Below are 27,000 nucleotides of genomic sequence, written 5' to 3'. Positions count from 1 at the left end.
AATGGGGCCGAATATTTGAACGGCGGCCCCGGCCGTGTCGCGCGTCAGGCTGCCGCGCGCACCGGGAACTGCCCCATCGCCGCGCCCGCGCCGCGCACCGCGCAGGTCAGCGGATCGTCCGCGACCCGTGCCGTGAGGCCGGTCTCGTCGTGCAGCCGCTTGGCGAGATTTGCGAGCAGCGATCCGCCGCCCGTCAGCACGATGCCGCGATCCGCGATGTCGGTGATCAGCTCGGGCGGCGCGTTCTCGAGCGTGCGCTTGACCGCGCTCACGACCGCGTTCAGCGGTGCGGCGAGCGCGTCGGCGATGTCGTGGTTGCTGAGCTCGATCGTGCGCGGCAGGCCGTCGACGACGCTGCGGCCAACCGCCCGCATCGTGTCGCGCGGCACGTTGGCGCTCGCGGTGCCGATCGTCTTCTTCACATGCTCGGCGGTCTGCTCGCCGAGCTGGACGCCGTACAGCGTGCGGATATGGTTGACGATCGCCGCGTCGAACTGCTCGCCGCCGACGCGGATCGCCTCGCGATAGACGATGCCGCCGAGCGCGATCACCGCGACCTCGGTCGTGCCGCCGCCGATGTCGACGACCAGCGAGCCGATCGCGTCGGTCACCGGCAGCCCCGCGCCGAACGCGGCGGCGAGCGTCTCGTCGACCAGCGTGACGCGCGCGGCGCCCGCCGCGAGCGCCGCCTCGGACAGCGCGTGCCGCTCGACCGCCGTCGCGCCGGACGGCACGCACAACGTGACCTCGACGCGCCGGCCGAAGCGCGAGCGCGTGCGCGACATGTCGATGAAGTGACGGATCATCTGCTCGGCCGCGTGCGCGTCGGCGATCACGCCGTGCTGCAGCGGCCGCACCGCTTCGAGATGCACCGGCTCGCGGCCGAGCAGCGCCTTCGCGCGCTCGCCGACCGCCTCCAGCATCGGCCGGGCAACCGCGCCGTCCGGCTTGCGGAAACAGATGACCGACGGCTGGTTCAGCACCACGCCCCGCTCGTGCGTGTAGATCCGCGTGGTCGCGGTACCCGTATCGATCGCAACGGGTTGCGCAAACAGCTTTCCGAACAGCGGTGTCGGCATGATCAGGCCCTTTACAGACGGGTGAAACGTTTTCGGCGACGCACGGCGTGTGCCCGCCCATCTCCGGCTTAGCGGCAAATTGTGCCGATACTTTAATCAAATCTCGTGATTTTTTCGCGACTAAATGACCGGTGTCCGCCCCGCCGGCGCATCCGTGCCTCGCTCCGTACCCCTAAAACACGTTAATCTCTCGGTTTTGCCTGCTCCCGCCAGGCACCCGCTGCCCGATCACGCCAGGTAAACACGATGTCAGCGCCTGATTCCTACCGCTGGCGGGGGCTGTACCGCCTCTGTCCGATATTCGTTGCCGTCTGGTGCTGCGCCGCCGCCGCGCAATCCGGCCCCACCGCCGACGCGGCCGCCGCCACCGGCGCCGCCGTTCCGCCCCCGAATGTTTCGCATGCCTGCACACCCGACGGCGGCCCCGCCGGCCGGCCGTCGGTCGGCCTCGTGCTGTCCGGCGGCGGCGCGCGCGGCTATGCGCATCTCGGCGTGCTGAAGGTGCTGGAGGAGAACCGCATTCCCGTGGACTGCATCGCGGCCACCAGCATGGGCGCCGTGGTCGGCGGCCTGTACGCGAGCGGCATGGCCGCCGCCGACATGCAGAAGCGCCTGTCGGAAGTGAACCTCGCCGACATCGCGTTCGACGTGACGGAGCGCGCGGACCTGCCGCAAAGCCGCCGCGAGGACGAGCGCCTGTACGTGAACGGCCTGGCGATCGGCTTCGGCGCGAAGGGCGTGAAGGCGCCCGCCGGGCTCGTGCAGGGCAACCGCCTGCAGGCGCTGCTCGCCGACTGGACGGCAGCGGTGCCGACCAACCAGCAGTTCGACCGGCTGCCGATCCCGTACCGTGCGATCGCAACGGACCTGCAGACCGGGCAGATGGTCGTGCTCGACCATGGCTCGCTGCCGCTCGCGATTCGCGCGAGCATGGCGATGCCGGGCCTGTTCGCGCCCGCCGAGATCAACGACCGCGCGCTGGTGGACGGCGGCCTCGTCAGCAACCTGCCCGTCGACACCGCGCGGCAGATGGGCGCGGACGTCGTGATCGCGGTCGACATCGGCTCGCAGCTGCGCCCGCTCGACGCGCTCGCGTCGCCCGCCGACGTGATGCAGCAGATGGTCGGCATCCTGATCCGCCAGAACGTGTCGTCGCAGCGCGAGCACATGACCGCGCGCGACGTGCTGCTCACGCCCGCGCTCGGCTCGCTCGCATTCACCGATTTCCAGAACGCGAGCCAGGCGATCGCCGCCGGCGAGGCCGCCGCGATCGCGGCGCTGCCGAAGCTGAAGCGCTACGCGCTGACGCCGGAGCAGTACGCCGAATATCACGCGGCGCACGCGCAGCCGCTGCCGCCGCCGGTGCGCATCACCCGTATCGAGATCCGGACCAGCGGCGGCGTGCCGAAGCGGGTCGTCAGCAATGCGCTGCACGTGAAGCCGGGCGACATCTACGATCCGAAGGCGGTCAGCCAGGACCTGCTGTCGCTCACGACGAGCGGCAACTTCGAGAGCGTCACGCAGCAGGTCGTCAGCGAGGGCGACGAGAACCGGCTCGTGATCGACGCGCGCGAGAAATACTGGGGGCCGAACTTCCTGCTGTTCGGCCTCGGCATGTCGAGCAGCTCGACCGACGAAGGCGGCTTCCGGCTGCACGCCGGCTACCGCCGCCCGTGGCTCACCGAATCCGGCCTCGAATTCCGCGCGGACGCGACGGTCGGCAGCGACCTCGATGCCGTGCACGTCGAGCTGCGCCAGCCGCTGTCGGTGAAGTACGGCGACTACATCGCGCCATACGCCGAGTACCAGCGCCGCTATGCGAGCCTGTACGACGAAACCGGCGACGTGAAGGTGACGCGGTACCTGGTCCAGACGTCGCGCGCCGGCATCGATTTCGGCGTGCCGATCGGCCGCCTCGGCGACTTCCGGATCGGCGTCGCGTACACGCACACCCACGGCTCGCCGACCTACAACGTGCCGCTGCAGTTCGACGACGACGTGAGCACCGAGTCGATCCTGCTGTTCCCCAGCTATTCGGCGGACGCCCTGTCGGCCCGCGCGCGGCTCGTGATCGACCAGCTCGACGATCCGCGATTCCCGCGCAAGGGCTATTACACGGAGTTCCGCGTCGAGCGCTCGCTGATCTCGCGCAACGGCGCGTCGACGGCCACATTCGACTCCAGGATCAACAACGCGCCGTACACCGAGCTGTACGGCAAGGCGATGGTCGCGCAGTCGTTCGGCCGGCACAGCATCAGCGCGACGATCGAGGGCGGCAAGAGTATCGGCGGCACGAACCTCGTCAACGCATTCAATTTCACGCTCGGCGGGTTCCAGCATCTGTCCGCCTATGCGGCCGACCAGTTGAACGGCGATTCGCTCGCCTACGGGCAGGTGACCTACATGAACCAGCTCGCGACGTTCAACACGTCGCTGGTCAAGGCGCTCTATGTCGGCGCGAGCGCGGAAGTCGGCAACGTGTGGCTGGGCGGCTCGCGGATCGGCGGTGGCTCGATGAAGCAGAGCTATACGTTCTTCACCAGCATGACGACCGCGGCCGGCCCCGTGTACATCGGCGTCGCGCTCGCGCCGGGCGGCCGGCGCAACTTCTACGTCCAGCTCGGCCGCACCTACTGACGACGCAGCCGGCGCCGCCGCTCAGGTCGGCCAGCTGATCTCGAAGCGCGCGCCGCCGAGCTCGGTCGGATCGACGATCGCGATCCGGCCGTTGTGCGCGTGCAGCACCTGCCGCGTGATCGCGAGGCCCAGGCCGTAGCCGCCGGTGCGGCGGTCGAGCCGCACGAACGCGTCGAAGATCCGCTCGCGCTCGTCCACCGGCACGCCGGGGCCGTCGTCCTCGACGTAGATGCGGATGTTGCCGTGCACGACCGCGATGCCGACCGCGATGCGCGACTGCGCATACTTGCTCGCATTGCGCAGCAGGTTGCGCATCGCGTACGCCATCAGCCGCCGGTCCATCGCCACGCGCAGGTCGGCCGCGATCGCGATGCGCGTCTCGATCGCCTTCTCCGGATACAGCAGCGCCGCATCGTTGACCTGATGCTCGAACCACGCGGCGAGCGCCGTCGGCTCGAGGCTCGACTGCAGCGAGCTGTATTCGAGCCGCGCGTACGTGAGGCTCATGTCGATCAGTTCGTCGAGCTCGGTGACGTCCTGCGCGATGCTGTCGAGCGCGCCCTGGTACTCGGCGGCGGAGCCGGGCTCGCGCAGCATCTCGAGCGCGAAGCGCACGCGCGCGAGCGGCGTGCGCAATTCGTGCGAGATGCCGTTGGTGAGATCGCGCTGCGCGGCGATCAGCCGCTCCATGCGGATCGCGAGCGCGTTCAGCGTGCGTGCGAGCGGGCCGATGATCACGCTGTGCGATTCGCGCGCGCGCGTGTTGAAGCGCCCGCCGGTGAAGTCGATCGCGCGCTCGCGCACCATCACGAGATCCGACCATACCGGCCGCATCCAGCGGTAGGCGGCGAGCGCCGGCAAGGCCAGGATGAACGCGAGCACGATCCAGATGTCGCCCGGCAGCGCATCGAACGCATGCCACACCACCTGCGGCGACAGCGCGACGCCGAGCGCCAGCGCCGGCACGAGCGCCGTCAGCAGCACGAGCCCGAGCAGGTGCATGTAGGTGCGCACGTAGAGGCGCGACCAGCTCGGGATGCGATCGGCGCGCGTGTCCGTCCACGCGCGGCGGAAATGCAGCCAGCGCCACTTCACGTAGCGCAGCGGCGACAGCGGGGGCGCGTCAGCGCGCGCGCGGAATCGGTGGATCATCGCGGCTCCCGGCGGCCGGGCCGGCCGTGCGCGGGGGTCGCGCGACCTTGCGCGGCGTCATTCCCACGCATGCTTGCTGAACTGATAACCCTTGCTGCGGATCGTCTTGATCCGCTGCGGGTTGCTCGCGTCGTCGCGCAGCTTGCGGCGCAGCTTCGAGATGCGCCCGTCGATCGTGCGGTCGAGCCCGTCGAATTCGACGCCGCGCAATTGCAGCATCAGGTCGTCGCGGCTGACGACTTCGCCCGCGTGGCAGACGAGCGCCCACAGCAGGTCGAACTCGGCCGACGTCAGGTCCGGCACGCTGCCGTCCGGCAGCATGACGGTGCGGTCGGTGCGGTCGATCGAGAACTTGCCGAACGTGTGGCGCTCCGGCTGCGCGGCCGTGCTTTCGATACCGCGCGCCGGCGCGCGGCGCAGTTGCGCCTTGATCCGCGCGAGCAGGATGCGCGGCTCGACCGGCTTGTGCACGTAGTCGTCCGCGCCGAATTCGAGGCCGAGCAGTTCGTCGAACGGCTCGTCGCGCGCGGTCACCATGATGATCACGCCGTCGTACTGCTTGCGTGCCTCGCGGCAGATCTCGAAACCGTCCTTGCCCGGCAGGTTCACGTCGAGAATGACGAGGTCCGGGCGCAGGGACAGGATCGCCGGCACGGCGGCGTCGCCGTGCAGCACCGTCTCGACTTCATAGTCGTTCTTGCGCAGATAGCCGGCGATCAGCGTGGATAAGCGGGTGTCGTCCTCGACGAGCAGGATCCGGAAAGACATGGGTCGGCAGTTGAATCACAGGGGGAAACAGCGGCGGCCGCGCCGGCGGATGCCGGGCGTTTCGCGCCGCGAAACGTACCGCATGATACTGCGCCTGCCGTTTGCTTTCTTGCTTGTCTTGAAAATCGGGGCGCGAATGCCGCCGTGCGGCGCATGCCGCGCGTGCGGAAAGCTTGACGAATCCGCGCCGAAACGGTTCCATACGGGCTCGCCGCAATCCGGGCGCCGCGCCGCCCTCGTCTGACTTCATGAATTACCAACCGATCCTCGAACGCATCCACACCGAACTCGCCCCCTGGATCGGCCAGGGCCGCGTGGCCGACTACATCCCCGAGCTCGCGAAAGTGCCCGCCGACAAGTTCGGGATGGCGATCGTCACGCTCGACGGCAACGTTTACACGGTCGGCGATGCACGCGAACGCTTCTCGATCCAGAGCATTTCGAAGCTGTTCGCATGTACGCTCGCCTTCCAGTTGCTTGGCGACGCCCTGTGGGAGCGAGTCGGCCGCGAGCCGTCCGGCACCGCATTCAATTCGCTCGTCCAGCTTGAAAGCGAACGCGGCAAGCCGCGCAATCCGTTTATCAATGCTGGCGCACTGGTCGTCACTGACGTGCTGTCCCGCCGCTTCGTGCGCGCTGAGACTGCGCTCGTCGAATTCGTGCGACGGCTGATCGGCACCAACGATATCGACTACGATTCGCGCGTCGCGCTGTCGGAACTGCAGCACGCGGAACGTAACCGCGCGATGGCGCACTTCATGGCGAGCTTCGGCAACATGCAGATGCCGCCGGACGTCGTCGTCGACGCGTACTGCCGCCAATGCGCGATCACGATGAACTGCGTCGAGCTCGCACGCGCCGCGCTGTTCCTCGCGAACGGCGGCGTCGCGCCGGTCACGGGTGAGCGGATCGTCGATTCGAGTTCCGCGAAACGGCTGTCGGCGCTGATGCTGACCTGCGGCACCTACGATGCAGCGGGCGACTTCGTGTACCGGGTCGGGCTGCCCGCGAAAAGCGGGGTCGGCGGCGGCATCGTCGCGGTGCTGCCGGGAGAGATGGCCGTGTGCGTGTGGGCGCCGGGGCTCGACGCGAACGGGAACTCGCTCGCCGGCACATTGGCGCTGGAGTGGCTGACGACTTATTCGGGGCGGTCGATTTTTTGACGTGCCGAGGTCGATCCGGCGGCATGAGGGCCGGTCGACCCGCTCGGCTACGGTCGTTCAAGCACCTTTACCTTTATGCAAAGAATCCACGCGCAACCCCGGCGGGCCGGGTCCGTCCCGCGCACGAGCGTGCCGCCCGGCTTCGGCGGCCGCTGATTCATGATCGGCCGTGGTCATATATGACCCAGCAGGACGAGCACGACGACCACGACGACGACGAGCCCGATGGCGCCTGACGGCCCATAGCCCCAGCTTCGGCTATAGGGCCATGAAGGGATCGCGCCGAGGAGCAGGAGAATCAGTAAAACGATAAGAATCGTACCTAACATGGCAGCGCCTCCTGGAACGAATTCAACGCTGTGGCAAATACCACCGTTCCTGGTGCCGCAATTTCCGTTCCGTTACGGACGAGCGGTGCCACTTGCGCGTCGGCAATCGCTCGGAAGGTCGATTTTTTGAGCAGCTCGGGGGCGCGACCCAATCGCGCGGGATGTACGCCCCCTCCCGCGTTACCGCGCGATGAACACGCCCGTCGTCGGGCACGTGCCCTGCGTATTGCCGTCGGTCACGAGCGACGCGGCACTCGGGAACTGCGCGGCCGCGTTCGTCTTCACCGCGATCCACGCCTCGGTGAAGTAGCTGACGCCGTTCGCCTTCGTGCATTTCAGCGACACCGCGCCGCGCGTGTTGCTGCCGAATGCGCCTTCGAACGCGGACAGCAGCTGGTTGCGGGTCACCGTCCGGCCCGCGTTCGCCTGCAGGAACGCGTTGAACGACGTGTTCCCGAGTCGGCTGATCATGCCGCTCGCCTGGTTCCAGTACGCATCCGGCGACGCCGCGTTCGCGCAGGTGCCGTGCTTGAACCACTCATGCTTGTCGAGACACGACGCGACGCCCGGCATGTAGGTCGACAGCGTATTGCGCGTCGCGCTGCTGATCGGGTACGCATCCATGCTGCACCACGCGTGGCTGTTGTCGAGATCGATGTCGCGCTGCGGCACGCCGCAGAAGAACGGCTGGTTGCCGTCGTAGTTGTTCGGCCACAGGCCGTGCAGCGACAGGCTGGTCGCCGCGTAGGTGCCCGCGAGGTTGTCGCACTCCGGCGTCGAGTGGGTCGCGCAGAAGCCCGGCTCCCATGAGGAAGCCAGCAGCAGGTAGTCGTAGCTGGTCTGGGCGGCGGCGTGCAGCGAGGCGGCGGTGACGGCGAGCGCGAGCGCGGCGCGGAGAAGCGTCTTGAGCATGTCTTTCCCTCGGATAAGGCGCGGTCGCGGGATGCGCCGCGAGATCGTCTGCGTCTGCCCGCGATTGTCGCCGCGGCACCGTGGCACGAATATGAACGCAACGCGACGCGCGACGCAACAATCTGGTCGATTGCCGAATGCGCCGTTCGACAAAGCCGGGCCGATCCGCCAGAATCGTCGCCTCCGAGGGCGCAAGCCCGCCCAGGCCGCACCAGACGAAACCCCGACCGATGACGACAACGATCACGCGCCGGCGACTGCTCGGCGCCGGCGCGCTGGCGGGCCGCCTCGCGCTGTCCGGCTGCTTCACGCCGAAGCTCTTCGACGACAAGCAATACACCGAAGGCGTCTCCCGCTTCATGATCACCGAGGACGGCAGGAAGCTCGTGGTGCTCGGCGAGCGGTACCACTCCATCTTCGACATGCCGGACAAGCTTCGGCCGGTACTGATGTCCCATTACCGGAAATCGCTGCGCTCGTCGCTCTACGGCTTTCATGTCGACGGCGACGCGGTGACGGGCGCCTATCACACGACCCTGCCGAAGGACGCATCCGCCGACGACCGCCAGGCCGCCATCGCCGACAGGTTCAAGGAACGGACGGACAGCCTGTCGCTCGGCGGGCAGATCGGCGGCAAGCGCTATTCGGCCGACGGCTTCGAACAGAAACCGGACGCGGCCGCGCAGCCGTTCAACCGGCATTACACCGTCACCCTCCGCGAATCGCTGTCGCCGGTCGACAAGGGCATCCGGTTGCTGGCGACGCCCGTCACCGTCGCGGCCGACGGCGTGCTCGTGCTGGGCGGCATCCTGCTCGTGCCGGTGGTGGCCATTGCGATCCAGGCGAACGGCGGCCTGCGGATCATCCAGTAGAGACGCCCGCACGGCCGCCGCAACCGGAGCACCGACATGTCAGACTCGCCGCTTCAAACGCCGCCGCTCGGCCCGCTGCTCAAACGCTGGCGGCTCCTGCACCGCGTGAAACAGCACCACGCCGCCGAGCTGTTCGGCGTCGCGCAATCGACGATCTCCCGCTGGGAGGCCGGCGTGCAGCAGATGTCGCCGGACGAGCGCGCGCTCGCCGAGCGGCTGCTCGCGGCCCGCCTCGATTCCGCGGGCGACCGCGCGCTCGCGCGGCTCGTCGATGCGCATCCGGGGCAGGTCCACCTCGTGTGCGATCTCACGCATCGCCTGCTCGCGAGTTCGCGCCTGCGCGCCGCCGAATTCGGCATGCCGCTGTCGGCACTGCTCGGCACGTCGCTGTGGCGTTATGCGACGCCGGAAATCGCGCGCGTCGAAGCGTCGCTCGACGCGCTCGGCTGGCGCGACCGCGCGGGCCCGCCGAGCGTCGAGTTCGGCAGCGGCGCGAACGCGTCGCGCGTCGTGCCGATCCGCCGCGGCACCTGCCGCTGGACGCGGATGACCCTGTCCGACGGCTCCGCCGCGCGGCTCGTCGAGACGCTGTGACGCCCCGCGCATATTTCATGCGTGGACGGCGGGCCGCTGCGCGGCGTACGCTTGGCGGCTTCCTGCAAGGAGCCTGACGATGAGCGTCTCGATCAACCCCGACACGATCCGCGCGCGGCTCGATTTCCTGCGCGAAGCGGAACGCCTGAAGGACGTGCTGCGCAGCGGCCGCACGTCGCAGGGCCGCCCGGAAAGCACCGCCGAGCATAGCTGGCGGCTGTGCCTGATGGCGCTCGCGTTCGCGGACGCGCTGCCCGGCACCGACCCGCTGAAGGTGCTGAGGATGTGCGTCGTGCACGATCTGGGCGAAGCGCTGCACGGCGACATTCCCGCGATCGAGCAGGCCGCGCATCCGGACCGGCACGCGCACGAGCGCCGCGACCTGCTGGCGCTGACCGCCGGCCTCGACGCCGCGCTGCGCGACGAGATCGTGGCGCTGTGGGACGAATACGAGCAGGCCGCGTCGCCGGAAGCGCAGGCGGTGAAGGCGCTCGACAAGCTGGAAACGATCCTTCAGCACAACCAGGGCGACAATCCGCCCGATTTCGACTACGCGTTCAATCTCGGCTACGGGCGGCGCTATACGAGTGCGGGCCCGCTGTTCAGCACGATCCGCGCGATCGTCGATGCGGACACGCAAAGCCGGATCGACGGCGACGCGCCGCATGTGCCCGCCCCGGCGGCACCCCAACCCTGACGACGAAAAAGGACGCGACGCCCCCGCGTTCGTTCGTCACACGTGCCGGTTTTCACGGTTCGACACCCTGCCGGCCGCCCGACGCGCCACGTTGCACATCTGCGCACAATTGGTGACATAAATCGGCTCGATATCGTCCGATGAATTCGCTTACCATGAGCGGCCGCGACGAAACCTGACAGTTGCCTTGCCGCGCTTGCAGCCAGCGCGTGACGCCCGTCACCTCCGTCGCGGCCATTCGAACGACTGATCGACCACTCGCTTAGCCGACGCGCGACCCATCGTCGCCGTGCACTCTCATGAAACAGAACCGCCGCCGCTGGCGCATCGCGCTCGCAAGTCTCGCCGCCGTCGCGCTCGTCGCCGGCCTCGCCCTGCACTTCCTCGCGCCGGACAAGCACCCGGAATACCTGAGCGCGCCGGTCACGCGCGGCGACCTCGAAAACACCGTGCTGGCAACCGGCGCGCTGCAGGCGTTCCGGCAGGTCGACGTGGGCGCGCAGGTGTCGGGGCAGCTCAAGACGCTGAAGGTGAAGCTCGGCGACAAGGTCACGAAGGGGCAATGGCTCGCGGAAATCGACCCGGTGATCTCGCGCAACGCGCTGCGCCAGGCGCGCACCAGCGAGGAGAGCCTGCTCGCGCAGCAGCGCGCGACCGCCGCGCAGCTGAAGCAGACCGAACTCGCGTTCCGGCGCCAGCAGGCGATGCTGCCCGACGACGCCACCTCCCGCGAAGCGTTCGAAAGCGCGCGCGCGGCGCTCGACGTGCAGCGCGCGACCCTCGCGTCGCTCGACGCGCAGATCCGCGCGGCCCGCATCCAGATCGAGACGGCGGAGGCCAATCTCGGCTACACGCGCATCGTCGCGCCGATCGACGGCCAGGTGGTCGCGATCGTCACGCAGGAAGGCCAGACCGTGATCGCGCAGCAGCAGGCCCCGGTGATCCTGAAGCTGGCCGACCTCGACACGATGACGGTGAAGGCGCAGGTGTCCGAGGCGGACGTGATCCGCGTGCATCCCGAGCAGAACGCGTACTTCACGATCCTCGGCGATCCCGACAAGCGCCATTACGGCAAGCTGCGCGCGATCGAGCCCGCGCCGCAGAATTTCCTCGAATCGCAGAGCACCCTCGGCGGCATGTCGAGCGGCGGCGCCAAATCGAACGCCGCCGTGTTCTACAACGCGCTGTTCGAGGTGCCGAACCCCGGCCACCGGCTGCGCATCTCGATGACCGCGCAGGTCAACATCCTGCTCGGCAGCGCGCGCAACGCGCTCAGCATTCCGGCCGCCGCGCTCGGCGCGAAGGACAAGGACGGCCGCTACGCGGTGCGCGTGCTGCGCGCCGACGGCACGCTCGACACGCGCGCGGTGCGCACCGGCATCAACACCAACGTCAAGGTCGAGGTGCTCGCGGGCCTGAAGGAAGGCGAGCGCGTCGTGATCGGCGACCCCGCCGACGCCGCCGCGGGCGGCGCGTCCGCGCCGGGAGCGTGACGATGGCCCGGCCGCTGCTGCAGCTGACGAACGTCACGCGGCGCTTCGCCACCGGCGACAAGGACGTCGTGGTGCTGAAGAACGTCAGCCTGTCGATCGATGCCGGCGAGATCGTCGCGATCGTCGGCGCGTCGGGGTCCGGCAAGTCGACGCTGATGAACATCCTCGGCTGCCTCGACCACCCGAGCGAAGGCCGCTACACGGTCGGCGGGCGCGAAACCGGGACGCTCGACGGCGACGAGCTCGCGCGCCTGCGCCGCGAGCATTTCGGCTTCATCTTCCAGCGCTATCACCTGCTGCCGCACCTGAGCGCGGTGGGCAACCTCGAGATGCCGGCCGTCTACGCCGGCAGCCCGCACGCCGAGCGGCGCGCGCGCGCGTCCAGCCTGCTCGCGCGCCTCGGGCTCGCGGATCGCGAGGACCATCGGCCGAGCCAGCTGTCGGGCGGCCAGCAGCAGCGCGTGAGCATCGCGCGCGCGCTGATGAACGGCGGCGAAGTGATCCTCGCCGACGAGCCGACCGGCGCGCTCGACTCGAAAAGCGGTCGCGACGTGATGCGGATCCTGCTCGAGCTGAATGCGCTCGGCCACACGGTGATCCTCGTCACGCACGACGAGCACGTCGCTCGCCACGCGCGGCGCATCGTCGAGATCAGCGACGGCGAGATCGTCGCCGACCGGCCGAACCTGCATCCTGTGATCGACGCGATGGATGCGGGTGCGGGTGCGGGTGCGGGTGCGGGTGCGGGTGCGGGTGCGGGTGCGAGTGCGAGTGCGAGTGCGATGCGGATGCGGATGCGGATGCGGATGCGGATGCGGATGCGGATGCGGATGCGGATGCGGATGCGGATGCGGATGCGAGTGTGAGTTCGGATGCCGAAGCAGAAGCCGACGCCGGCGATGTCGCGACATCGGTCCGGCCCGCACACGACGCCGCACACGCACACGCACACGCGCCCGCACCCGCTCGCACGCACGGCGACGACGCGCTGTCGGTCGTCGCGCCGCCGCGCGCGCGGCGCCTGTCGGCCGGCACCGGCCGCTTCGCCGAAGCATTCCGGATGGCGTGGATCGCGCTCGTATCGCACCGGCTGCGCACGCTGCTGACGATGCTCGGCATCATCATCGGCATCATGTCGGTGGTATCGATCGTCGCGATCGGCGAAGGCGCCAAGCGCTACATGCTCGACGAAATCGGCAGCATCGGCACCAACACGATCAACCTCTACCCGGGCCTCGACTGGGGCGACAGCCGCGCGGACGCGATCCAGACGCTCGTGCCGGCCGACGTCGCCGCGCTCGCCGAGCAGCCGTACGTCGACAGCGTGACGCCCGAGACGTCGCGCTCGCAGCTGCTGCGCTACCGCAACGTCGACGTCAACGCGCTCATCAGCGGCGTCGGCGATCGCTTCTTCCAGGTGCGCGGCATGCGGATGGCGCAGGGCGTCGCGTTCGGCGCGGACGAAGTGCGCCGCCAGGCGCAGGTCGCGGTGATCGACCAGAACGCGCGGCGCAAGCTGTTCGGCGCGAACCGCAACCCGCTCGGCGAAGTGATCCTGATCGGCAACCTGCCGTGCGTCGTGATCGGCGTCACGGCCGACAAGAAGAGCGCGTTCGGCGACGTGAAAAGCCTCAATGCGTGGGTGCCGTACACCACCGCGAGCGGCCGCCTGTTCGGCCAGCAGTATCTCGACAGCATCACGGTGCGCGTGCGCGACGGCCAGCCGAGCCAGGCCGCCGAGCAGAGCGTGACGAAGCTGATCACCCAGCGGCACGGCCGCAAGGATTTCTTTACGTACAACATGGACAGTGTCGTCAAGACGGTCGCGAAGACCGGGCAGTCGCTCACGCTGCTGCTGTCGCTGATCGCAGTGATCTCGCTCGTGGTCGGCGGCATCGGCGTAATGAACATCATGCTCGTGTCGGTCACCGAGCGCACCCGCGAGATCGGCATCCGGATGGCCGTCGGCGCGCGCCAGGCCGACATCCTGCAGCAGTTCCTCGTCGAGGCCGTGCTGGTGTGCCTGCTGGGCGGCGCGATCGGCATCGTGCTGTCGTTCGGCGTGAGCATCCTGTTCTCGCTGTTCGTCGAACAATGGAAGATGGTGTTCTCCGCCGGCGCAATCGTGACGGCGTTCCTGTGCTCGACGCTGACGGGCGTCGTATTCGGCTACATGCCGGCACGCAACGCATCGCGGCTCGATCCGATCGATGCGCTCGCGCGAGACTGACGGAGCCCGCCCATGACGACACCCGCCTCCCTGCCTGGCCGCGCCGCCGCGCTCGCCGCCGCGCTCGCGCTGGCGGCCGGCTGCACGGCGACGCGCAACGGGCCGCTGCCCGCCGTCGCGATGCCCGCGAACTGGGCCTCGCCCGTGGCGCCCGCCGCACCCGCACCTGCCGCACCCGCCGCACCCGCCGCGCCCGCTGCCTCGCCCATGGCGGCCGACTGGTGGCGCAGCTTCGGCGATCCGGTGCTCGACGGCCTGATCGACGACGCGCTGCGCACCAACGGCGACCTCGCGATCGCGGCGATCCGCGTGTACCGCGCACGGCTGCAGGCCGGCCTCGTCGACACGAACCTCACGCCGACCGTGACGCTCGGCGCGTCGGGTTCGGTCACACGCACGCTCGACACGCACCAGACGTCCCGCGCGAGCGGCGTCACCGGCACGCTGAGCTACGAGCTCGACCTGTGGGGCCGGCTCGCGGCGCAGCGCGACGCCGCGCGTTGGGAAGCCGACGCGACCGAGGCCGACCGCGAAGCGGCGCGGCTGTCGCTGATCGGGACGACGGCCTCGCTGTACTGGCGGCTCGGCTACCTGAACCGGCTGATCGCGCTCGGCGACGCGAACATCGCGTATGCGCAGCGCACGCTCGCGCTCGTGCAATCGCGCCATGCGGCGGGCGCGGTGTCGGGGCTCGACGTCGCGCAGGCCGAACAGAACCTGTCCGCGCAGCGCGCCGCGCAGACGCAGTTGATCCAGCAGCGCACCGAAAGCCGCCACGCGCTCGCGATCCTGTTCGACCGGCCGCCGCAGCAGCTTGCCGCCGAGCCGCAGGCGCTGCCCGGCGGGCCGCTGCCCGAGGTCGCGGCCGGCCTGCCCGCGAACCTGCTCGGCCGCCGCCCGGACCTGCGCGCCGCGGAATTCCGCCTGCGCGAATCGCTCGCGAACGTCGACGCGACCCGCACGAGCTTCTACCCGGCCTTCACGCTGACCGGCAACGTCGGCACGTCGAGCACGAGCCTCGAACGCGTGCTGACGAACCCGGTCGGCACGCTCGGGCTCGGGCTCGCGCTGCCGTTCATCCAGTGGAACACGATGCAGCTGCAGATCAAGGTGTCGAAGACGCAATACGAGGAAGCGGTGGTCACGTTCCGCCAGCGCCTGTACGGCGCGCTCGCCGAGGTCGAGAACGCGCTCGCCGCGCGCGTGCAGCTCGAACGCGAAGCCGAGCAGCGTGCGCTGTCGCTCGCGCAGGCGCAGCGCGCGGAAACGCTTGCCGGCACGCAGTTCCGCGCCGGCGCGACCGGCGTGCAGCCGTGGCTCGACCAGCAGCAGCGGCTGCGGGACGCCGAGAGCACGGAGGCGCAGAACCGCCTGAACCGGCTCAACAACCAGATGACGCTGTACCGCGCGCTCGGCGGCGGCATGCGCTGAACGGCGCGCGGCGCGGCGGCGGCCACACGAACGCGCGGCCCCGCCGGCTGTACGTCATTCCGCCAGCGCCGCCCCGCGCCGCGCGGGCGCGAACGCCAGCGCGCTTGCCGTCGCCAGCACGGCGCGCGGCGGCGGCGGCCACGCAAACGCGCGGGCCCGCCGGCTGTACGTCATTCCGCCAGCGCCGCCCCGCGCCGCACGGGCGCGAATGCCAGCGCGCTTGCCGTCGCCAGCACCGCGCGCGGCGGCGGCCACGCAAACGCGCGGGCCCGCCGGCTGTACGTCATTCCGCCAGCGCCGTCCCGCGCCGCGCGGGCGCGAATGCCAATGCGCTCGCCGTCGCCAGCACCGCCACGCCCAGCGCGCCATACGTCATCACCCAGCCGAACCCATGCACGAGCGCCGCGTGCAGCGCCGCGCCCGTCGGGTCGGCGCGCGCGAGTTCCGGCGCGAACGTGCGCAGCCCGTCGGTGCGGCCGGCCGCGATTTCCTGCGCGAGCGCGCGCAGCGCCGCGTCACCGATACCGCCCGCCGCGCCCGCCTTCAGGCTCGACACGATCCCCGCGACCAGCACGAAGCCCATCACCGCGATGTTCAGTGCGAGCGAGATCATCCGCGCACTCATGTCGATGCCCGACGCCATCCCCGCGCGCGCGCTCGGCACCGCGCCCGTCGTCGTGTTGGTCACCGGCGTGTTGGTCAGGCCGAGCCCGATGCCCGCGATCACGCAGCCGGGCAGCATCGTCAGCCAGCTCGCCGGCGCGGCCGCGCTGCCGATCCGCATCAGCGCGAAGCCGGCCGCGATCGTGAAGAGCCCGGCCGGAATCACGACGCCCGGCCCGACGCGCAGCGCGAGACGCTCGCCGAACGGCGGCGCGATCAACGTCGGCAGCGTGTATGCGAGCAGCGCGAGGCCGGCCGTCACGCTGTCGTAGCCGAGCGCGACCTGGAAGTAGATCGGCAGATAAATCATGAACGGCCAGAAGCTGAAGTTCATCCCCATCGAGCCGAAGATCGCGCCGGTGAACGCGCGGATCCGGAATACCGAGAAATCGAACATCGGGCGCGCGCTGCTGCGCTCGGCCACGACGAATCCGGCCAGCGCCAGCACGGTCGCGCCGAGCACGCCGAGCCCCGCCGCGCTCGTCAGGCCGAGCGCGTCGCCCTGCGTGATATAGAACGCGAGGCCAAACACCGCGAGCGACAGCGTGACGATGCCCGCGACGTCGAGCGTGCCCGCGTGCGGATCCCGCGACTCCCGCACCGCGCCGGCGATCAGCGCGAGCGCGACGGCCGCGAGCGGCGCATGCACGAGAAACACCCACGGCCAGCTCGCGAGCGCGACGATCGCACCGCCGACGATCGGCCCGAAGCCGAGCCCGATGCCGAACACGATCCCCCAGATGCCGAACGCGCGGCCGCGCTCGCGCCCCTCGCGGAACTGGTGCGACAGCACCGCGATCTGGCAGATCAGCATCGCGCCGCCGCTCGCGCCCTGCAGCAGCCGGCCCGCGACGAGCACCGGCACGTTCGGTGCGAGCCCGCACAGCAGCGACGTCGCGCCGAACAGCACGGTGCCCGCGACGTAGACGCGCTTGCGGCCGAAGCGGTCCGCGAGGGTGCCGGCCGCCATCAGCACCGTCGTGCAGGCGATCGTGTACGCGTTCATGATCCATTGCATGCCGTTGAAGTCGCCGTGCAGCACGTGTTCGAGCGTCGGCAGGATCACCGGCACGCTCGAAATCTCGAGACCGAACATCAACGAAGTGAGACAGACGGCCGCGAGCGCGACCGCATTGCGGCGGGAAGCAGAAAACGTCATCGATTTCGCGGCGTCGCCCGGCAGCCGGGCGACCCGCACCTCCAGAGTCGAACAGGGCGTTCGCTGCGCACGGGCCGCGGCGTCGCACGCGATGAACGGGAGTCGGTACTATAGTGAGAATCTTGCTCCCCATTGAGTCATCTGCTTCGCATGACTGGGGACTCTCAGGAACCAATAGGCACTCACCAACGATGACCGACAAACTCGACGGCGTGACGACCTTCGTGCAGGTGGTGGAATCCGGCAGCTTCGCGCTCGCGGCGGAGCGTCTCGACATGACGCGCTCGGCGGTCGGCAAGGCGATCGCGCGGCTCGAGAAGCGGCTCGGCGCGCGGCTCCTGCAGCGCACGACGCGCAGCCAGAGCCTGACCGACGACGGCCAGGCGTACTACGACCGCTGCGTGCGCGCGCTCGCGGAGCTGGAGGCGGCGGAGGCCGATCTCGACTGCGGCCGCCACGAGGCGCGCGGCAAGCTGCGGCTGAGCGTGCCGCTCGCGTTCGGGCATCACTGCGTGACGCCCATCGTGCTCGACCTCGCGCGCACCTATCCGCACCTGCGGATCGACGTGTCGATCACCGACCGCTTCGTCGATCTCGTCGAGGAAGGCATCGACCTCGCGGTGCGGATCGGCACGCTCGCGGACAGCACGAGCCTCGCGGTGCGACGGCTCGGCACGCAATACGGCAGCCTCGGCGCGGCGCCGTCGTATCTCGCGCGCCACGGGATGCCGAAGTCGCTCGACGACCTGAAGCATCACCGGACGATCGCCTATTCACGTTCGGGGGTGCCGCAGCCGTGGGAATTGCGCGCGCCGGACGGCTCGACGGTACGCGTCGACATGCAGCACCAGCTCAGTTTCGACGACGTGCAGGCGATCGCGGCGGCCGGCGCGTCGGGGTTCGGAGTCGCGTGGCTGCCGAGCTGGCTGCTCGACCATTACGTGAAGCGCGGCGAGATGGTGGTCGTGCTCGACCGCTGCTTCGTCTGCGAAGGCGACATCCATGCGATCTGGCCGAAAACCCGCTACCTGCCGCGCAAGACGCGCTGCGTGATCGACGCGCTCGTGCAGGCGATTCCGCCGATGATCGCGCGCGAGGACGAAACGAAATGATGCAATGAGATGGACCCGACGCGCCGCACGGCGCGTCCGGTCGTTACGCGCCGCCGAGATCGACGAGCGGATGCGCGAACAGCTTCCACGGCGACGTGAGGAAGTGCCGCACGCGCTCGGCGCGCAGCTCGACGAGCGACGCGGGCGCCCAGCGCGGCTTGCGATCCTTGTCGATCAGGTGCGCGCGCACGCCTTCGCGGAAGTCGCCCTCCTCGATCGACCGTGCGACGATCCCGAGCTCCATCCGGAACGATTCGGCCAGCGTCATCTGCCGGCCGCGCAGCAGCGCCTCGCGCGTCACCGCGAGCATCGTCGGCGAATGGCCGAGCAGCGCGTCGAGCGTCGCCTGCAGCCACTGGCGATGCTCGCGCGTCAGCTCGTCGCGCACGAGTTCCTGCCGCAGCGTCGCGACGATCCGCTCGACCGTGGAACGCTTGTCGAAATGGCGGACGATCCACGGCAGCTGGCTCGCCAGCGTCGCGTGCGGCACGATGTTGCACGGCGGCTCGAACACCCTGCGCAGCGCGGCGAGCACGTTGCCGTCCCATTTCACGTTGCCGATGCGCGTCTCGAACGTGTCGAGCCATGCCGACGGCACGCACAGATCCGCGAGCTTCGCGGTCAGCGCGTCAGCGCCCGACAGCATCGCGCCGGTCAGCCCGACGTACAGCGACAGCTCGACCGGCATGCGTGCGAGGAAATGCGTCGCACCGACGTCCGGCACGAGGCCGATGCGCGTCTCCGGCATCGCGATCTTGCTGCGCTCGGTTGCCACGCGCAGCGCGGCGCCCTGCGCGAGCCCCATCCCGCCGCCCATCGTGATGCCGTCCATCAGCGCGACGACCGGCTTCGGGAACGTATGGATCGCGTAGTCGAGCCGGTATTCGTCGACGAAGAACGGCAGCCATGCATCGCGCCGCGCCGCCATCTGGTGCAGCGCGCGCACGTCGCCGCCCGCGCAGAAGCCCTTCTCGCCCGCGCCGCGCAGCACCACGGCGACGATCTGGTCGTCGTCGCGGCAGCGCGCGAGCAGCGCCGCCAGCTCGCGCACCATCTCGTGCGACAGCGCATTCAGCGCGGCCGGCCGGTTCAGCGTGATCAGCGCCACGCGGTTCAGCACGCGGAACAGCACGTCCGGCGCCGCTTGCGCGAGCGCGTCGTGCGTCGTGATCGGGGTGCTCATCGGCCTTGCTCTCCGTCGGGTTGCCAGTTCGGCGCACGCTTGCCGAGAAACGCGGCCACGCCTTCGCGCGGATCGTTCGTGTCGAACAGGTCGACGAAGCGCTCGCGCTCCACCGCGAGCGCCGCGCTGCGCGGCACGCCGCGGCGCGCGAGGCCGATCAGTTCCTTGCTGTAGGTCACCGCGTGCGGGCTCTGCCGCGCGACGTTGCGCGCGAGCGCGAGCGCCGCGTCGCGGGCCGCGCCGCTGTCGACCACGTCCTCGACGAGGCCGATCCGCAGCGCGGTGGCCGCATCGACGCGCACGCCGGCGAGGATGATCTTCTTCGCCCAGCCTTCGCCGACGAGCCAGGGCAGCGTCTGCGTGCCGAGCCCGCACGGCAGCAGCCCGACCGACGGCTCGGGCAGCGCCATCTGCGCATGCGTCTCCGCGATCCGCAGGTCGCATGCGAGCGCGCATTCGAGCCCGCCGCCCATCGCATAGCCGTTGATCGCCGCGATCGTCACGAAGCGCGCTTCGGCGAGCGTCTCGAACGCGGTGCCGAAGCGGATCGCCATCGCGCGCGCGACCGCCGGATCGCCGTCGGCGAACGTGTTCAGGTCGGCGCCCGCGCTGAAGAACTTCGGGCCGTCGCCGGTGATCACGAGCGCGCGCACGCACGGGTTCGCGTTGAGCTCGGCGACGATCTGCTGCATCTGCAGCAGCCCGTCGGCGGTGAAGGCGTTCGCGGGCGGACGCTTGAGCGTCGCCAACGCGATCGCGCCGTCGTCGACGTAGTCCAGTTCGATCATTGCGCGTCCTTCTTCGGGGCCGGTTGATAGAGGCGGATCACCGCCGAGAAATCGAGCTGCCCGTCGCCGCGGCTGCTCATCGCCTGATAGAGCTGCTGCGCGAGCGCGCCGAGATAGACGGGCTGGCGCGCATGCTTCGCCGCGTCGTTCGCGAGGCCGAGATCCTTCAGCATCAGGTCGGTGCCGAAGCCGCCCGTGTAGCCGCGCGACGACGGCGCGGTGTCGATCACGCCCGGATACGGGTTGTACGTGTCCGAGCTCCAGCAGCGGCCCGTCGACGTGTTGACGATGCCCGCGAGCACCTTCGGGTCGATGCCGAGCGCGACGCCGAGCGACATCGCTTCCGACACGGCCGCCATCGAGATGCCGAGCACGAGGTTGTTGCAGACCTTCGCAACCTGCCCCATCCCGGTCGCGCCGCAATGGACGATGTTCTTGCCCATTCCCGCGAGCACCGGCTTCACGCGCTCGAAATCCGCGTCGCTGCCGCCGACCATGAAGGTCAGCGTGCCGGCCGCCGCGCCGCCCGTGCCGCCCGACACCGGCGCATCGACGAACGCGCCGCCGTGCTCGCGCACCAGCGCGCCGAACGCCTGCGCGCTCGCCGGGTCGATGGTGCTCGAATCGATCACCGTCGCGCCCGCGCCGAGCCCGGCCAGCACGCCGTTCTCGCCGGTCAGCACCGAGCGCACGTGCGGCGCTGCCGGCAGCATCGTGATCACGAACGCCGCGCCGGCCGCCGCGTCGCGCGGCGAGCCGGCCACCTGCGCGCCCGCGTCCTGCAGCGCGCGCAGCGCATCGGCGCTCAGGTCGAACGCATGGACTTCGTGGCCGGCCTTCAGCAGGTTCAGCGCCATCGGCGCGCCCATGTGGCCGAGGCCGATAAAACCGATCTTCATTGCAGCCTCCCTTGAACTGTCAGTGCAGACGGATCGTCGTGTTCACCGGGCCCGCCGTCGCGTCGTCGTCGAACCAGCGCGCGGTGACGGTTTTCGTCTGCGTGTAGAACTGCACGACCTGCTTGCCGTACGGGCCGAGATCGCCGAGCTTCGAGCCGCGCGAACCGGTGAAGCTGAAGAACGGCACCGGCACCGGAATCGGGATGTTGATGCCCACCTGGCCGACGTCGATCTCGCTCTGGAACTTGCGCGCGGCCGCGCCGCTCTGCGTGAACAGCCCCACGCCGTTGCCGAACGGGTTCGCGTTGACGAGCGCGATCGCGTCGTCGAGCGAGTCGGCTTCCAGCACGACGAGCACCGGGCCGAAGATCTCGTGCGTATAGATCGACATGTCCGTCTTCACGCCGGAGAAGATCGTCGGGCCGACGAAGTTGCCGCTCTCGTAGCCGGGCACCTTCACGTCGCGGCCGTCGAGTTCGAGCTTCGCGCCTTCCTTCACGCCCGCTTCGATCAGCGACAGGATGCGCGCCTTCGCGCCCCGCGACACGACCGGGCCGACGTCGGTGCCGGCCTCGGCGCCCGCGTTGACCTTCAGCAGCTTGGCCTTCGCGACGAGATCGGGCAGCCAGTCGCGCGCCTCGCCGACCAGCACCGCGACCGACGTCGCCATGCAGCGCTGCCCGGCCGCGCCGAAGCCCGCGCCGACCAGCGCGTTGAGGGTCTGCTCGCGATTCGCGTCGGGCAGCACCACCGCGTGGTTCTTCGCGCCCATCATCGACTGCACGCGCTTGCCGTGCTCGCTGCCGAGCTTGTAGACGTGCGTGCCGACCGCGGTCGAGCCGACGAACGAGATCGCCTTCACGAGCGGATGCGTGCAGATCGCGTCGACCACTTCCTTGCCGCCGTGCACGACGTTCAGTACGCCCTTCGGCACGCCGGCCTCGACCGCGAGCTCGACGAGCTGCATCGTCGACAGCGGGTCCTGTTCGGACGGCTTCAGCACGAACGTGTTGCCGCACACGATCGCCATCGGGAACATCCACAGCGGAATCATCGCGGGGAAGTTGAACGGCGTGATGCCCGCGCATACGCCGAGCGGCTGGCGCAGCGTGTAGGTGTCGACGCCGCCCGCGACGTTCTCCGCGAACTCGCCGAGCTGCAGCGTGCCGACCGAGCATGCATGCTCGACGACTTCCAGCCCGCGGAAGATGTCGCCTTCGGCGTCGGGCAGCGTCTTGCCCTGCTCGGCCGTCAGCGTCTTCGCGATCCGCTGCAGGTTCGTGCGCACCAGGTCCTGGAACTTCAGCATGATGCGCATGCGCGCGGAAATCGGCGTGTTCTTCCACGTCGCGAACGCCGCCTGCGCGGCCTGCACGGCCGCGTCGACTTCGGCGACCGTCGCGAACGGCACGCGCGCGAGCACCTGCTGCGTCGCCGGGTTGACGATGTCCCGCCACTCGTTCGTGGCGGATTCGACGAATGCGCCGTCGATCAGCAGCTTGACCGTCGGTGCGTGTTGCCCCGCCTGGGGCGTCGGATTCGCGTTCATCAGTTGATTCTCCTTGGGAGAGCCGCCGCGCGACATCGCGCGCAGGCGGCCGGTTCGGTTCGATCGCGGGCGGCACGCGCCGCGATCATTTCAGCTCAGCCGCAAAATCCTCTTCCCAGTATTCGCCGGGCATGCGCGCGCTCGCGTCGTCGCCGCGCTCGATCTCGCGGCGGCGCAGCTCGACGCGGCGGATCTTCCCGGAGATCGTCTTCGGCAGGTCCGCGAACTGCAGGCGGCGAATGCGCTTGTACGGCGCGAGCTTCTCGCGCGAGAAGCGGAAGATCTCCAGCGCCAGCGCCGGGCTTTCCTCGTAGCCCTGGCGCAGCGTGATGAAAGTTTTCGGCACCGCGAGCCGCACCGGGTCCGGGCTCGGCACGACCGCCGCCTCGGCGATCGCCGGATGCTCGATCAGCACGCTTTCGAGTTCGAACGGGCTCAGCCGGTAGTCGGACGACTTGAACACGTCGTCCGCGCGGCCGATGTAGACGAAGTAGCCGTCGTCGCGACGCATCGCGATGTCGGACGTGCGGTAGTGGCCGTCGCGCATCGCGTGCGCGGTGGCGTCGGGGTTGTTCGCATAGCCTTTCATCAGGCCGACCGGGCGCTCGGCGCCCGCGCCGACCGGCAGCGCGACCTCGCCTTCGCTCACCGGCGCGCCGTCCGGGTCGAGCAGCGCGATCCGGTAGCCGGGCATCGGGCGGCCCATCGACCCGGCCACCACCGGCTGGCCCGGCGAGTTGCCGATCAGGCAGGTGGTCTCGGTCTGGCCGTAGCCGTCGCGGATCGTGATGCCCCACGCCTTCTTCACGCGCTCGATGATTTCCGGGTTCAGCGGCTCGCCCGCGCCGACGATCTCGCGCAGCTTCACGTCGAACGACGCGAGCGGCTGCTGCACGAGCATCCGCCACACGGTCGGCGGCGCGCACATCGTCGTCACCTGGTGCTTGACGATCGCATCGAGCACGACCTTCGGCTCGAAGCGCGCGTAGTTGAACGCGAACACACACGCCTGCGCGTTCCACGGCGCATAGAAGCAGCTCCACGCATGCTTCGCCCAGCCCGGCGAGCTGATGTTCCAGTGGATGTCGCCCGGCTGCAGGCCGACCCAGTACATCGTCGACAGGCTGCCGACCGGATAGGTGCGGTGCGTATGCTCGACGAGCTTCGGCTTCGACGTCGTGCCCGACGTGAAATACAGCAGCATCGGATCGCTCGCGTGCGTGACGCCGTCCGGCGTGAACGCGGCGGGCGCCGCGTAGCCGTCGTTCATCGCGAGCCAGCCCGCGCGCGGCGCGCCGGCGACGATCTTGTGCTTGAGGCCGAGGCCCGGCTGCTCGAATTTCGCGGCTTCGTTCTCGTCGACGATCGCGTAGGTCGCGCCGCCGATCTGCACGCGGTCGCGCACGTCGTCGGCCGACAGCTGCGTGGTGGCGGGCAGCACGACCGCGCCGAGCTTCATCGCGGCGAGCATCGCGTCCCACAGCTCGACGCGGTTCGGCAGCATCAGCAGGATCCGGTCGCCGCGCACGACGCCGATGCCGCGCAGCCAGTTCGCGACGCGCGACGAGCGCTCCGACATCTGCGCGAACGAATACGGGTCGCCTTGCCCGGTCGCGGCATCGACGATCCACAGCGCGGGCTGGTCGTTGCCGCGCGCCATCGCGTCGAAGTAGTCGAGCGCCCAGTTGAACGTGTCGAGCGCCGGCCACTGGAAATCGCGGTAAGCGGTTTCGTAGTCGGTGCGATGGCGCAGCAGAAAGTCGCGTGCGTCCAGGAATGCCTGTACCGTCATCGTGTCGTCTCCTGTTGATGCCCCGTTGTTTTATGTGCTCGCGGGCATGCGGCCGTTGCGGTGGATCACGCCTGCAACTGCCGCGCGATCACCATCCGTTGCACTTCGCTGGTTCCCTCGTAGATCTGCGTGATGCGCGCGTCGCGATAGTGGCGCTCGACTTCGTAATCGGCGAGATAGCCGTAGCCGCCGTGGATCTGGATCGCGTCCGAGCACACGCGCTCGGCCATCTCCGACGCGAACAGCTTCGCCTGCGACGCTTCCGACAGGCACGGCAGGCCGGCCGTGCGCAGCTTCGCCGCGTGATGCACGAGCAGGCGCGCGGCGTTGATCTGCGTGGCCATGTCGGCGAGCTTCTGCTGGATCGCCTGGTGCTCGGCGAGCGGCTTGCCGAACTGCACGCGCTCGCCCGCATAGCGGCGCGCCTTGTCGAACGCGGCGCGCGCGATGCCGAGTGCCTGCGCGGCGATGCCGATGCGGCCGCCCTCGAGGTTCGACAGCGCGATCTTCAGCCCTTCGCCGCGCGCGCCGAGCAGGTTCTCCTCGGGGATCGCGCAGTTCTCGAACGTGATCGGGCAGGTGTCGGACGCCTTGATGCCCATCTTCTTCTCGGGCTTGCCGACGATGAAGCCCGGCGTGTCGGTCGGCACCAGGAACGCGGAAATGCCGCGCTTGCCGGCCTCCGGATCGGTGATGGCAAAAACGATCGCGATGCCGGCGCGCTGGCCGTTGGTCACGAACTGCTTCGCGCCGTTCAGCACCCACTTGCCGTCGCGCAGCTCGGCGCGGGTGCGCAGGTTGTGCGCCTCGGAGCCGGCCTGCGGCTCGGTCAGGCAGAACGCGCCGATCGTGCGGCCGGCGGCCATCTCGGCGAGCCAGCGATCCTTCTGCGCGGCCGTGCCGAAACCGAGGATCGGCCCGCAGCCGACCGAGTTGTGCACGCTCATCATCGTCGCGCACGCGGCATCGCCGGCGGCGATCTCCTCCATCGCGAGCGCATAGGCGACGTAATCGGTGTACGAACCGCCCAGCTCCTGCGGCACGATCATCCCGAGCAGGCCCAGTTCGCCGAGCTGCGCGACCACCTCGTCCGGCAGGTGCGCGTCGCGGTCCCACTGCGCGGCGTGCGGCGCCAGCACCTCGGTGGCAAAAGCGCGCGCGGCGTCGCGGATCATCCGCTGGTCTTCGGTGTAAAGCTCGTCCATGGCGCTGCTGTCTCCCGGCGGCCCGCGTCGCGCGGCCGCGTTCAGTTTTGGATGAATCAAGTGTAGGCAAGCGTGCGCCACTGTTCGATGCTCGCCCCGCTCATTTACACTGAGCGTTTTTGCCACACCCGCGCAGTCGATGAAGCAGGAAGAAAAGGGAACCATCGCGATCAGCCTGGTCGCGTACAGCGTCGCGCTCGCGACGCGGCGCGGCGTCGCGGCCGAGCCGCTGCTCGCGCAGGCCGGCATCGCGCCGGCGCTGCTCGACCAGCCGCGCGCGCGGGTGTCCGCGCAGCAGTACGGCGCGCTGTGGAACGCGATCGCGCGCACGCTCGACGACGAGTTCTTCGGCCAGGACCGCCACCCGATGAGGAGCGGCAGCTTCATCGCGATGAGCCAGGCGGCGCTCACCGCGCGCGACGGCCTGCATGCGATGGCGCGCGCGGTGAACTTCATGCACTGCGTGCTCGACGACCTGCATGCGGAGCTCGACGCGAACCCGCAGCGCGTGCGGCTGCGCTTCGTGCACCGCAACAACGGCGCGACGCCCGCGATGTTCACGTACGCGACCTATTTCATCATCGTCTACGGGCTCACCTGCTGGCTGATCGGCCGCCGCATTCCGCTGCTGCACGCGAGCTTCCGCTGCGACACGCCGCCCGCCGAGCACGAGTACCCGTCGATGTTCTGCGACGACATGCGCTTCAACCAGCCCGATTCGTATGTCGATTTCGATCCCGAATTCGCGGCGCTGCCGGTCGTGCAGACCCCGAAGACGCTGAAGACGTTCCTGCGCAACGCGCCGGCCAGCTTCATCGTCAAGTACCGCAACCCGAACGCGCTCGCGCAGCGCGTGCGCACGGTGCTGCGCGGCATGCCGCCCGCCGCGTGGCCGGGCGCGGGGCAGATGGCCGCGCGCCTGCACGTGGCCGAGGCGACGCTGCGCCGCAAGCTGCACCAGGAAGGCCACGCGTACCAGTCGATCAAGGATGCGCTGCGGCGCGACCTCGCGTTCGAGGCGCTCGCCGATCCGTCGCGCACGATCGCCGACGTCGCCGCGGCGGCCGGCTTCGCCGAGCCGAGCGCGTTCTACCGCGCGTTCCGCAAGTGGAGCGGGCGCAGCCCGGCCGAGTTTCGCGACGAGGCGCTCGGGCGCACGGGCGGCGCGGGCTGAGATCGCACGGCCCGCGCGGCGGCGCGCGTCATCGCGCTTTGCGCGGAAACCGCCTAATCTTTAAACATCGGGCCAGCGCCCTTCCTGCGGGCCGGACGGCGTGCACTCGCGCGCCGCCC

General features: G+C 69.6%; 21 protein-coding genes and 1 pseudogene. 10 read left to right on the top strand and 12 right to left on the bottom strand.

Going from position 1 to position 27,000, the window contains the following annotated elements:
- Positions 1-44 precede the first annotated feature (44 nt).
- Positions 45-1,079 (bottom strand): rod shape-determining protein, encoded by a 1,035-nt coding sequence (locus tag ABFO07_RS18630; protein WP_059562509.1) that lies wholly within the window; start codon positions 1,077-1,079, stop codon positions 45-47.
- Between the two features lie 246 nt (positions 1,080-1,325).
- Between ABFO07_RS18630 and ABFO07_RS18625 the strand changes: the two genes are divergently transcribed.
- Positions 1,326-3,716 (top strand): patatin-like phospholipase family protein, encoded by a 2,391-nt coding sequence (locus ABFO07_RS18625; protein WP_059562506.1) that lies wholly within the window; start codon positions 1,326-1,328, stop codon positions 3,714-3,716.
- 21 nt (positions 3,717-3,737) lie between these two features.
- On the opposite strand, the gene ABFO07_RS18620 is transcribed toward ABFO07_RS18625, so the two are convergent.
- Positions 3,738-4,868 carry an ATP-binding protein gene (locus ABFO07_RS18620; RefSeq protein WP_059884727.1) on the bottom strand — a complete coding sequence of 377 codons (1,131 nt, stop codon included), beginning with the start codon at positions 4,866-4,868 and terminating at the stop codon, positions 3,738-3,740.
- A 57-nt stretch (positions 4,869-4,925) separates the two neighbouring features.
- Positions 4,926-5,636: a response regulator gene (locus ABFO07_RS18615; RefSeq protein WP_059562499.1), complete on the bottom strand. Its 711-nt coding sequence runs from the start codon at positions 5,634-5,636 to the stop codon at positions 4,926-4,928.
- Positions 5,637-5,884: 248 nt separating this feature from the next.
- Between ABFO07_RS18615 and ABFO07_RS18610 the strand changes: the two genes are divergently transcribed.
- The gene (locus tag ABFO07_RS18610; RefSeq protein WP_059562496.1) at positions 5,885-6,799 is read left to right on the top strand and encodes a glutaminase; all 915 of its coding nucleotides are present in this window, start codon (positions 5,885-5,887) and stop codon (positions 6,797-6,799) included.
- A gap of 173 nt (positions 6,800-6,972) precedes the next feature.
- On the opposite strand, the gene ABFO07_RS18605 is transcribed toward ABFO07_RS18610, so the two are convergent.
- Both ABFO07_RS18605 and ABFO07_RS18600 read right to left on the bottom strand, forming a co-directional pair.
- Entirely contained in the window at positions 6,973-7,128 is a 156-nt protein-coding gene (locus ABFO07_RS18605; protein ID WP_069236638.1) for a DUF3309 family protein, read from the bottom strand.
- Between the two features lie 180 nt (positions 7,129-7,308).
- Entirely contained in the window at positions 7,309-8,040 is a 732-nt protein-coding gene (locus ABFO07_RS18600) for a ribonuclease T2 (RefSeq protein WP_059562493.1), read from the bottom strand.
- Between the two features lie 230 nt (positions 8,041-8,270).
- Between ABFO07_RS18600 and ABFO07_RS18595 the strand changes: the two genes are divergently transcribed.
- The 6 genes and pseudogenes from ABFO07_RS18595 to ABFO07_RS18565 all read left to right on the top strand — a co-directional run bounded on the left by ABFO07_RS18595 (position 8,271) and on the right by ABFO07_RS18565 (position 15,357).
- Positions 8,271-8,912, top strand: a complete 642-nt coding sequence (locus tag ABFO07_RS18595) for a hypothetical protein (RefSeq protein WP_060351798.1) — start codon at positions 8,271-8,273, stop codon at positions 8,910-8,912.
- Positions 8,913-8,948: 36 nt separating this feature from the next.
- Complete coding sequence (locus ABFO07_RS18590) at positions 8,949-9,506, top strand: helix-turn-helix domain-containing protein (RefSeq protein ID WP_347469390.1); 558 nt, start codon at positions 8,949-8,951, stop codon at positions 9,504-9,506.
- A 91-nt stretch (positions 9,507-9,597) separates the two neighbouring features.
- Positions 9,598-10,203, top strand: a complete 606-nt coding sequence (locus tag ABFO07_RS18585; protein WP_124484325.1) for an HD domain-containing protein — start codon at positions 9,598-9,600, stop codon at positions 10,201-10,203.
- 299 nt (positions 10,204-10,502) lie between these two features.
- Entirely contained in the window at positions 10,503-11,696 is a 1,194-nt protein-coding gene (macA, locus tag ABFO07_RS18580) for a macrolide transporter subunit MacA (RefSeq protein ID WP_060271025.1), read from the top strand.
- A 2-nt stretch (positions 11,697-11,698) separates the two neighbouring features.
- Positions 11,699-13,926 (top strand): annotated as a pseudogene (locus tag ABFO07_RS34745) (ABC transporter permease); the annotation flags it as partial.
- A 12-nt stretch (positions 13,927-13,938) separates the two neighbouring features.
- Positions 13,939-15,357: an efflux transporter outer membrane subunit gene (locus tag ABFO07_RS18565; RefSeq protein WP_347469389.1), complete on the top strand. Its 1,419-nt coding sequence runs from the start codon at positions 13,939-13,941 to the stop codon at positions 15,355-15,357.
- Positions 15,358-15,640: 283 nt separating this feature from the next.
- Here ABFO07_RS18565 and ABFO07_RS18560 read toward each other — a convergent pair whose 3' ends face one another.
- Complete coding sequence (locus tag ABFO07_RS18560; protein ID WP_059801790.1) at positions 15,641-17,179, bottom strand: MFS transporter; 1,539 nt, start codon at positions 17,177-17,179, stop codon at positions 15,641-15,643.
- A 191-nt stretch (positions 17,180-17,370) separates the two neighbouring features.
- Between ABFO07_RS18560 and ABFO07_RS18555 the strand changes: the two genes are divergently transcribed.
- On the top strand, positions 17,371-18,291 hold the full coding sequence (locus ABFO07_RS18555; RefSeq protein WP_347469388.1) for a LysR family transcriptional regulator: 921 nt from the start codon (positions 17,371-17,373) through the stop codon (positions 18,289-18,291).
- Positions 18,292-18,334: 43 nt separating this feature from the next.
- Here the strand turns inward: ABFO07_RS18555 and ABFO07_RS18550 are convergent, their stop codons facing one another.
- From ABFO07_RS18550 to ABFO07_RS18525, 6 genes are all read right to left on the bottom strand, one after another.
- Positions 18,335-19,474 (bottom strand): enoyl-CoA hydratase/isomerase family protein, encoded by a 1,140-nt coding sequence (locus ABFO07_RS18550; protein WP_059907557.1) that lies wholly within the window; start codon positions 19,472-19,474, stop codon positions 18,335-18,337.
- Positions 19,471-20,262, bottom strand: coding sequence for an enoyl-CoA hydratase (locus tag ABFO07_RS18545; RefSeq protein ID WP_347469387.1), 792 nt, complete (start codon positions 20,260-20,262; stop codon positions 19,471-19,473). The genes ABFO07_RS18550 and ABFO07_RS18545 overlap by 4 nt, the downstream gene beginning before the upstream one ends.
- Positions 20,259-21,161, bottom strand: coding sequence for a 3-hydroxyisobutyrate dehydrogenase (mmsB, locus tag ABFO07_RS18540; RefSeq protein ID WP_347469386.1), 903 nt, complete (start codon positions 21,159-21,161; stop codon positions 20,259-20,261). Before mmsB ends, ABFO07_RS18545 begins: the two co-directional genes overlap by 4 nt.
- Positions 21,162-21,180: 19 nt before the next feature.
- Entirely contained in the window at positions 21,181-22,710 is a 1,530-nt protein-coding gene (locus tag ABFO07_RS18535; protein WP_059801792.1) for a CoA-acylating methylmalonate-semialdehyde dehydrogenase, read from the bottom strand.
- A gap of 85 nt (positions 22,711-22,795) precedes the next feature.
- Positions 22,796-24,502, bottom strand: coding sequence for an AMP-binding protein (locus ABFO07_RS18530; protein WP_059801646.1), 1,707 nt, complete (start codon positions 24,500-24,502; stop codon positions 22,796-22,798).
- A 65-nt stretch (positions 24,503-24,567) separates the two neighbouring features.
- Positions 24,568-25,707, bottom strand: coding sequence for an acyl-CoA dehydrogenase family protein (locus ABFO07_RS18525; protein ID WP_059884712.1), 1,140 nt, complete (start codon positions 25,705-25,707; stop codon positions 24,568-24,570).
- Positions 25,708-25,846: 139 nt separating this feature from the next.
- Between ABFO07_RS18525 and ABFO07_RS18520 the strand changes: the two genes are divergently transcribed.
- On the top strand, positions 25,847-26,881 hold the full coding sequence (locus ABFO07_RS18520; protein ID WP_059907556.1) for an AraC family transcriptional regulator: 1,035 nt from the start codon (positions 25,847-25,849) through the stop codon (positions 26,879-26,881).
- Positions 26,882-27,000 lie beyond the last annotated feature (119 nt).

Origin of the sequence: Burkholderia stagnalis (assembly GCF_039848545.1) — a bacterium.
Taxonomy (GTDB): domain Bacteria; phylum Pseudomonadota; class Gammaproteobacteria; order Burkholderiales; family Burkholderiaceae; genus Burkholderia; species Burkholderia stagnalis.
The sequence above is the reverse complement of the archived record's forward strand: the minus strand, read 5'-3'. Positions and strand labels throughout refer to the sequence as shown.

What these genes read in the sequence shown, in the direction of transcription:
- ABFO07_RS18610 (WP_059562496.1), top strand. Translation starts at nt 5,885, where the DNA reads ATGAATTACCAACCGATCCTCGAACGCATCCACACCGAACTCGCCCCC.
- ABFO07_RS18630 (WP_059562509.1), bottom strand. Translation starts at nt 1,079, where the DNA reads ATGCCGACACCGCTGTTCGGAAAGCTGTTTGCGCAACCCGTTGCGATC.
- ABFO07_RS18535 (WP_059801792.1), bottom strand. Translation starts at nt 22,710, where the DNA reads ATGAACGCGAATCCGACGCCCCAGGCGGGGCAACACGCACCGACGGTC.
- ABFO07_RS18625 (WP_059562506.1), top strand. Translation starts at nt 1,326, where the DNA reads ATGTCAGCGCCTGATTCCTACCGCTGGCGGGGGCTGTACCGCCTCTGT.
- ABFO07_RS18565 (WP_347469389.1), top strand. Translation starts at nt 13,939, where the DNA reads ATGACGACACCCGCCTCCCTGCCTGGCCGCGCCGCCGCGCTCGCCGCC.
- ABFO07_RS18615 (WP_059562499.1), bottom strand. Translation starts at nt 5,636, where the DNA reads ATGTCTTTCCGGATCCTGCTCGTCGAGGACGACACCCGCTTATCCACG.
- ABFO07_RS18560 (WP_059801790.1), bottom strand. Translation starts at nt 17,179, where the DNA reads ATGACGTTTTCTGCTTCCCGCCGCAATGCGGTCGCGCTCGCGGCCGTC.
- ABFO07_RS18590 (WP_347469390.1), top strand. Translation starts at nt 8,949, where the DNA reads ATGTCAGACTCGCCGCTTCAAACGCCGCCGCTCGGCCCGCTGCTCAAA.
- ABFO07_RS18520 (WP_059907556.1), top strand. Translation starts at nt 25,847, where the DNA reads ATGAAGCAGGAAGAAAAGGGAACCATCGCGATCAGCCTGGTCGCGTAC.
- ABFO07_RS18555 (WP_347469388.1), top strand. Translation starts at nt 17,371, where the DNA reads ATGACCGACAAACTCGACGGCGTGACGACCTTCGTGCAGGTGGTGGAA.
- mmsB (WP_347469386.1), bottom strand. Translation starts at nt 21,161, where the DNA reads ATGAAGATCGGTTTTATCGGCCTCGGCCACATGGGCGCGCCGATGGCG.
- ABFO07_RS18600 (WP_059562493.1), bottom strand. Translation starts at nt 8,040, where the DNA reads ATGCTCAAGACGCTTCTCCGCGCCGCGCTCGCGCTCGCCGTCACCGCC.
- ABFO07_RS18530 (WP_059801646.1), bottom strand. Translation starts at nt 24,502, where the DNA reads ATGACGGTACAGGCATTCCTGGACGCACGCGACTTTCTGCTGCGCCAT.
- ABFO07_RS18545 (WP_347469387.1), bottom strand. Translation starts at nt 20,262, where the DNA reads ATGATCGAACTGGACTACGTCGACGACGGCGCGATCGCGTTGGCGACG.
- ABFO07_RS18550 (WP_059907557.1), bottom strand. Translation starts at nt 19,474, where the DNA reads ATGAGCACCCCGATCACGACGCACGACGCGCTCGCGCAAGCGGCGCCG.
- ABFO07_RS18605 (WP_069236638.1), bottom strand. Translation starts at nt 7,128, where the DNA reads ATGTTAGGTACGATTCTTATCGTTTTACTGATTCTCCTGCTCCTCGGC.
- ABFO07_RS18595 (WP_060351798.1), top strand. Translation starts at nt 8,271, where the DNA reads ATGACGACAACGATCACGCGCCGGCGACTGCTCGGCGCCGGCGCGCTG.
- macA (WP_060271025.1), top strand. Translation starts at nt 10,503, where the DNA reads ATGAAACAGAACCGCCGCCGCTGGCGCATCGCGCTCGCAAGTCTCGCC.
- ABFO07_RS18620 (WP_059884727.1), bottom strand. Translation starts at nt 4,868, where the DNA reads ATGATCCACCGATTCCGCGCGCGCGCTGACGCGCCCCCGCTGTCGCCG.
- ABFO07_RS18525 (WP_059884712.1), bottom strand. Translation starts at nt 25,707, where the DNA reads ATGGACGAGCTTTACACCGAAGACCAGCGGATGATCCGCGACGCCGCG.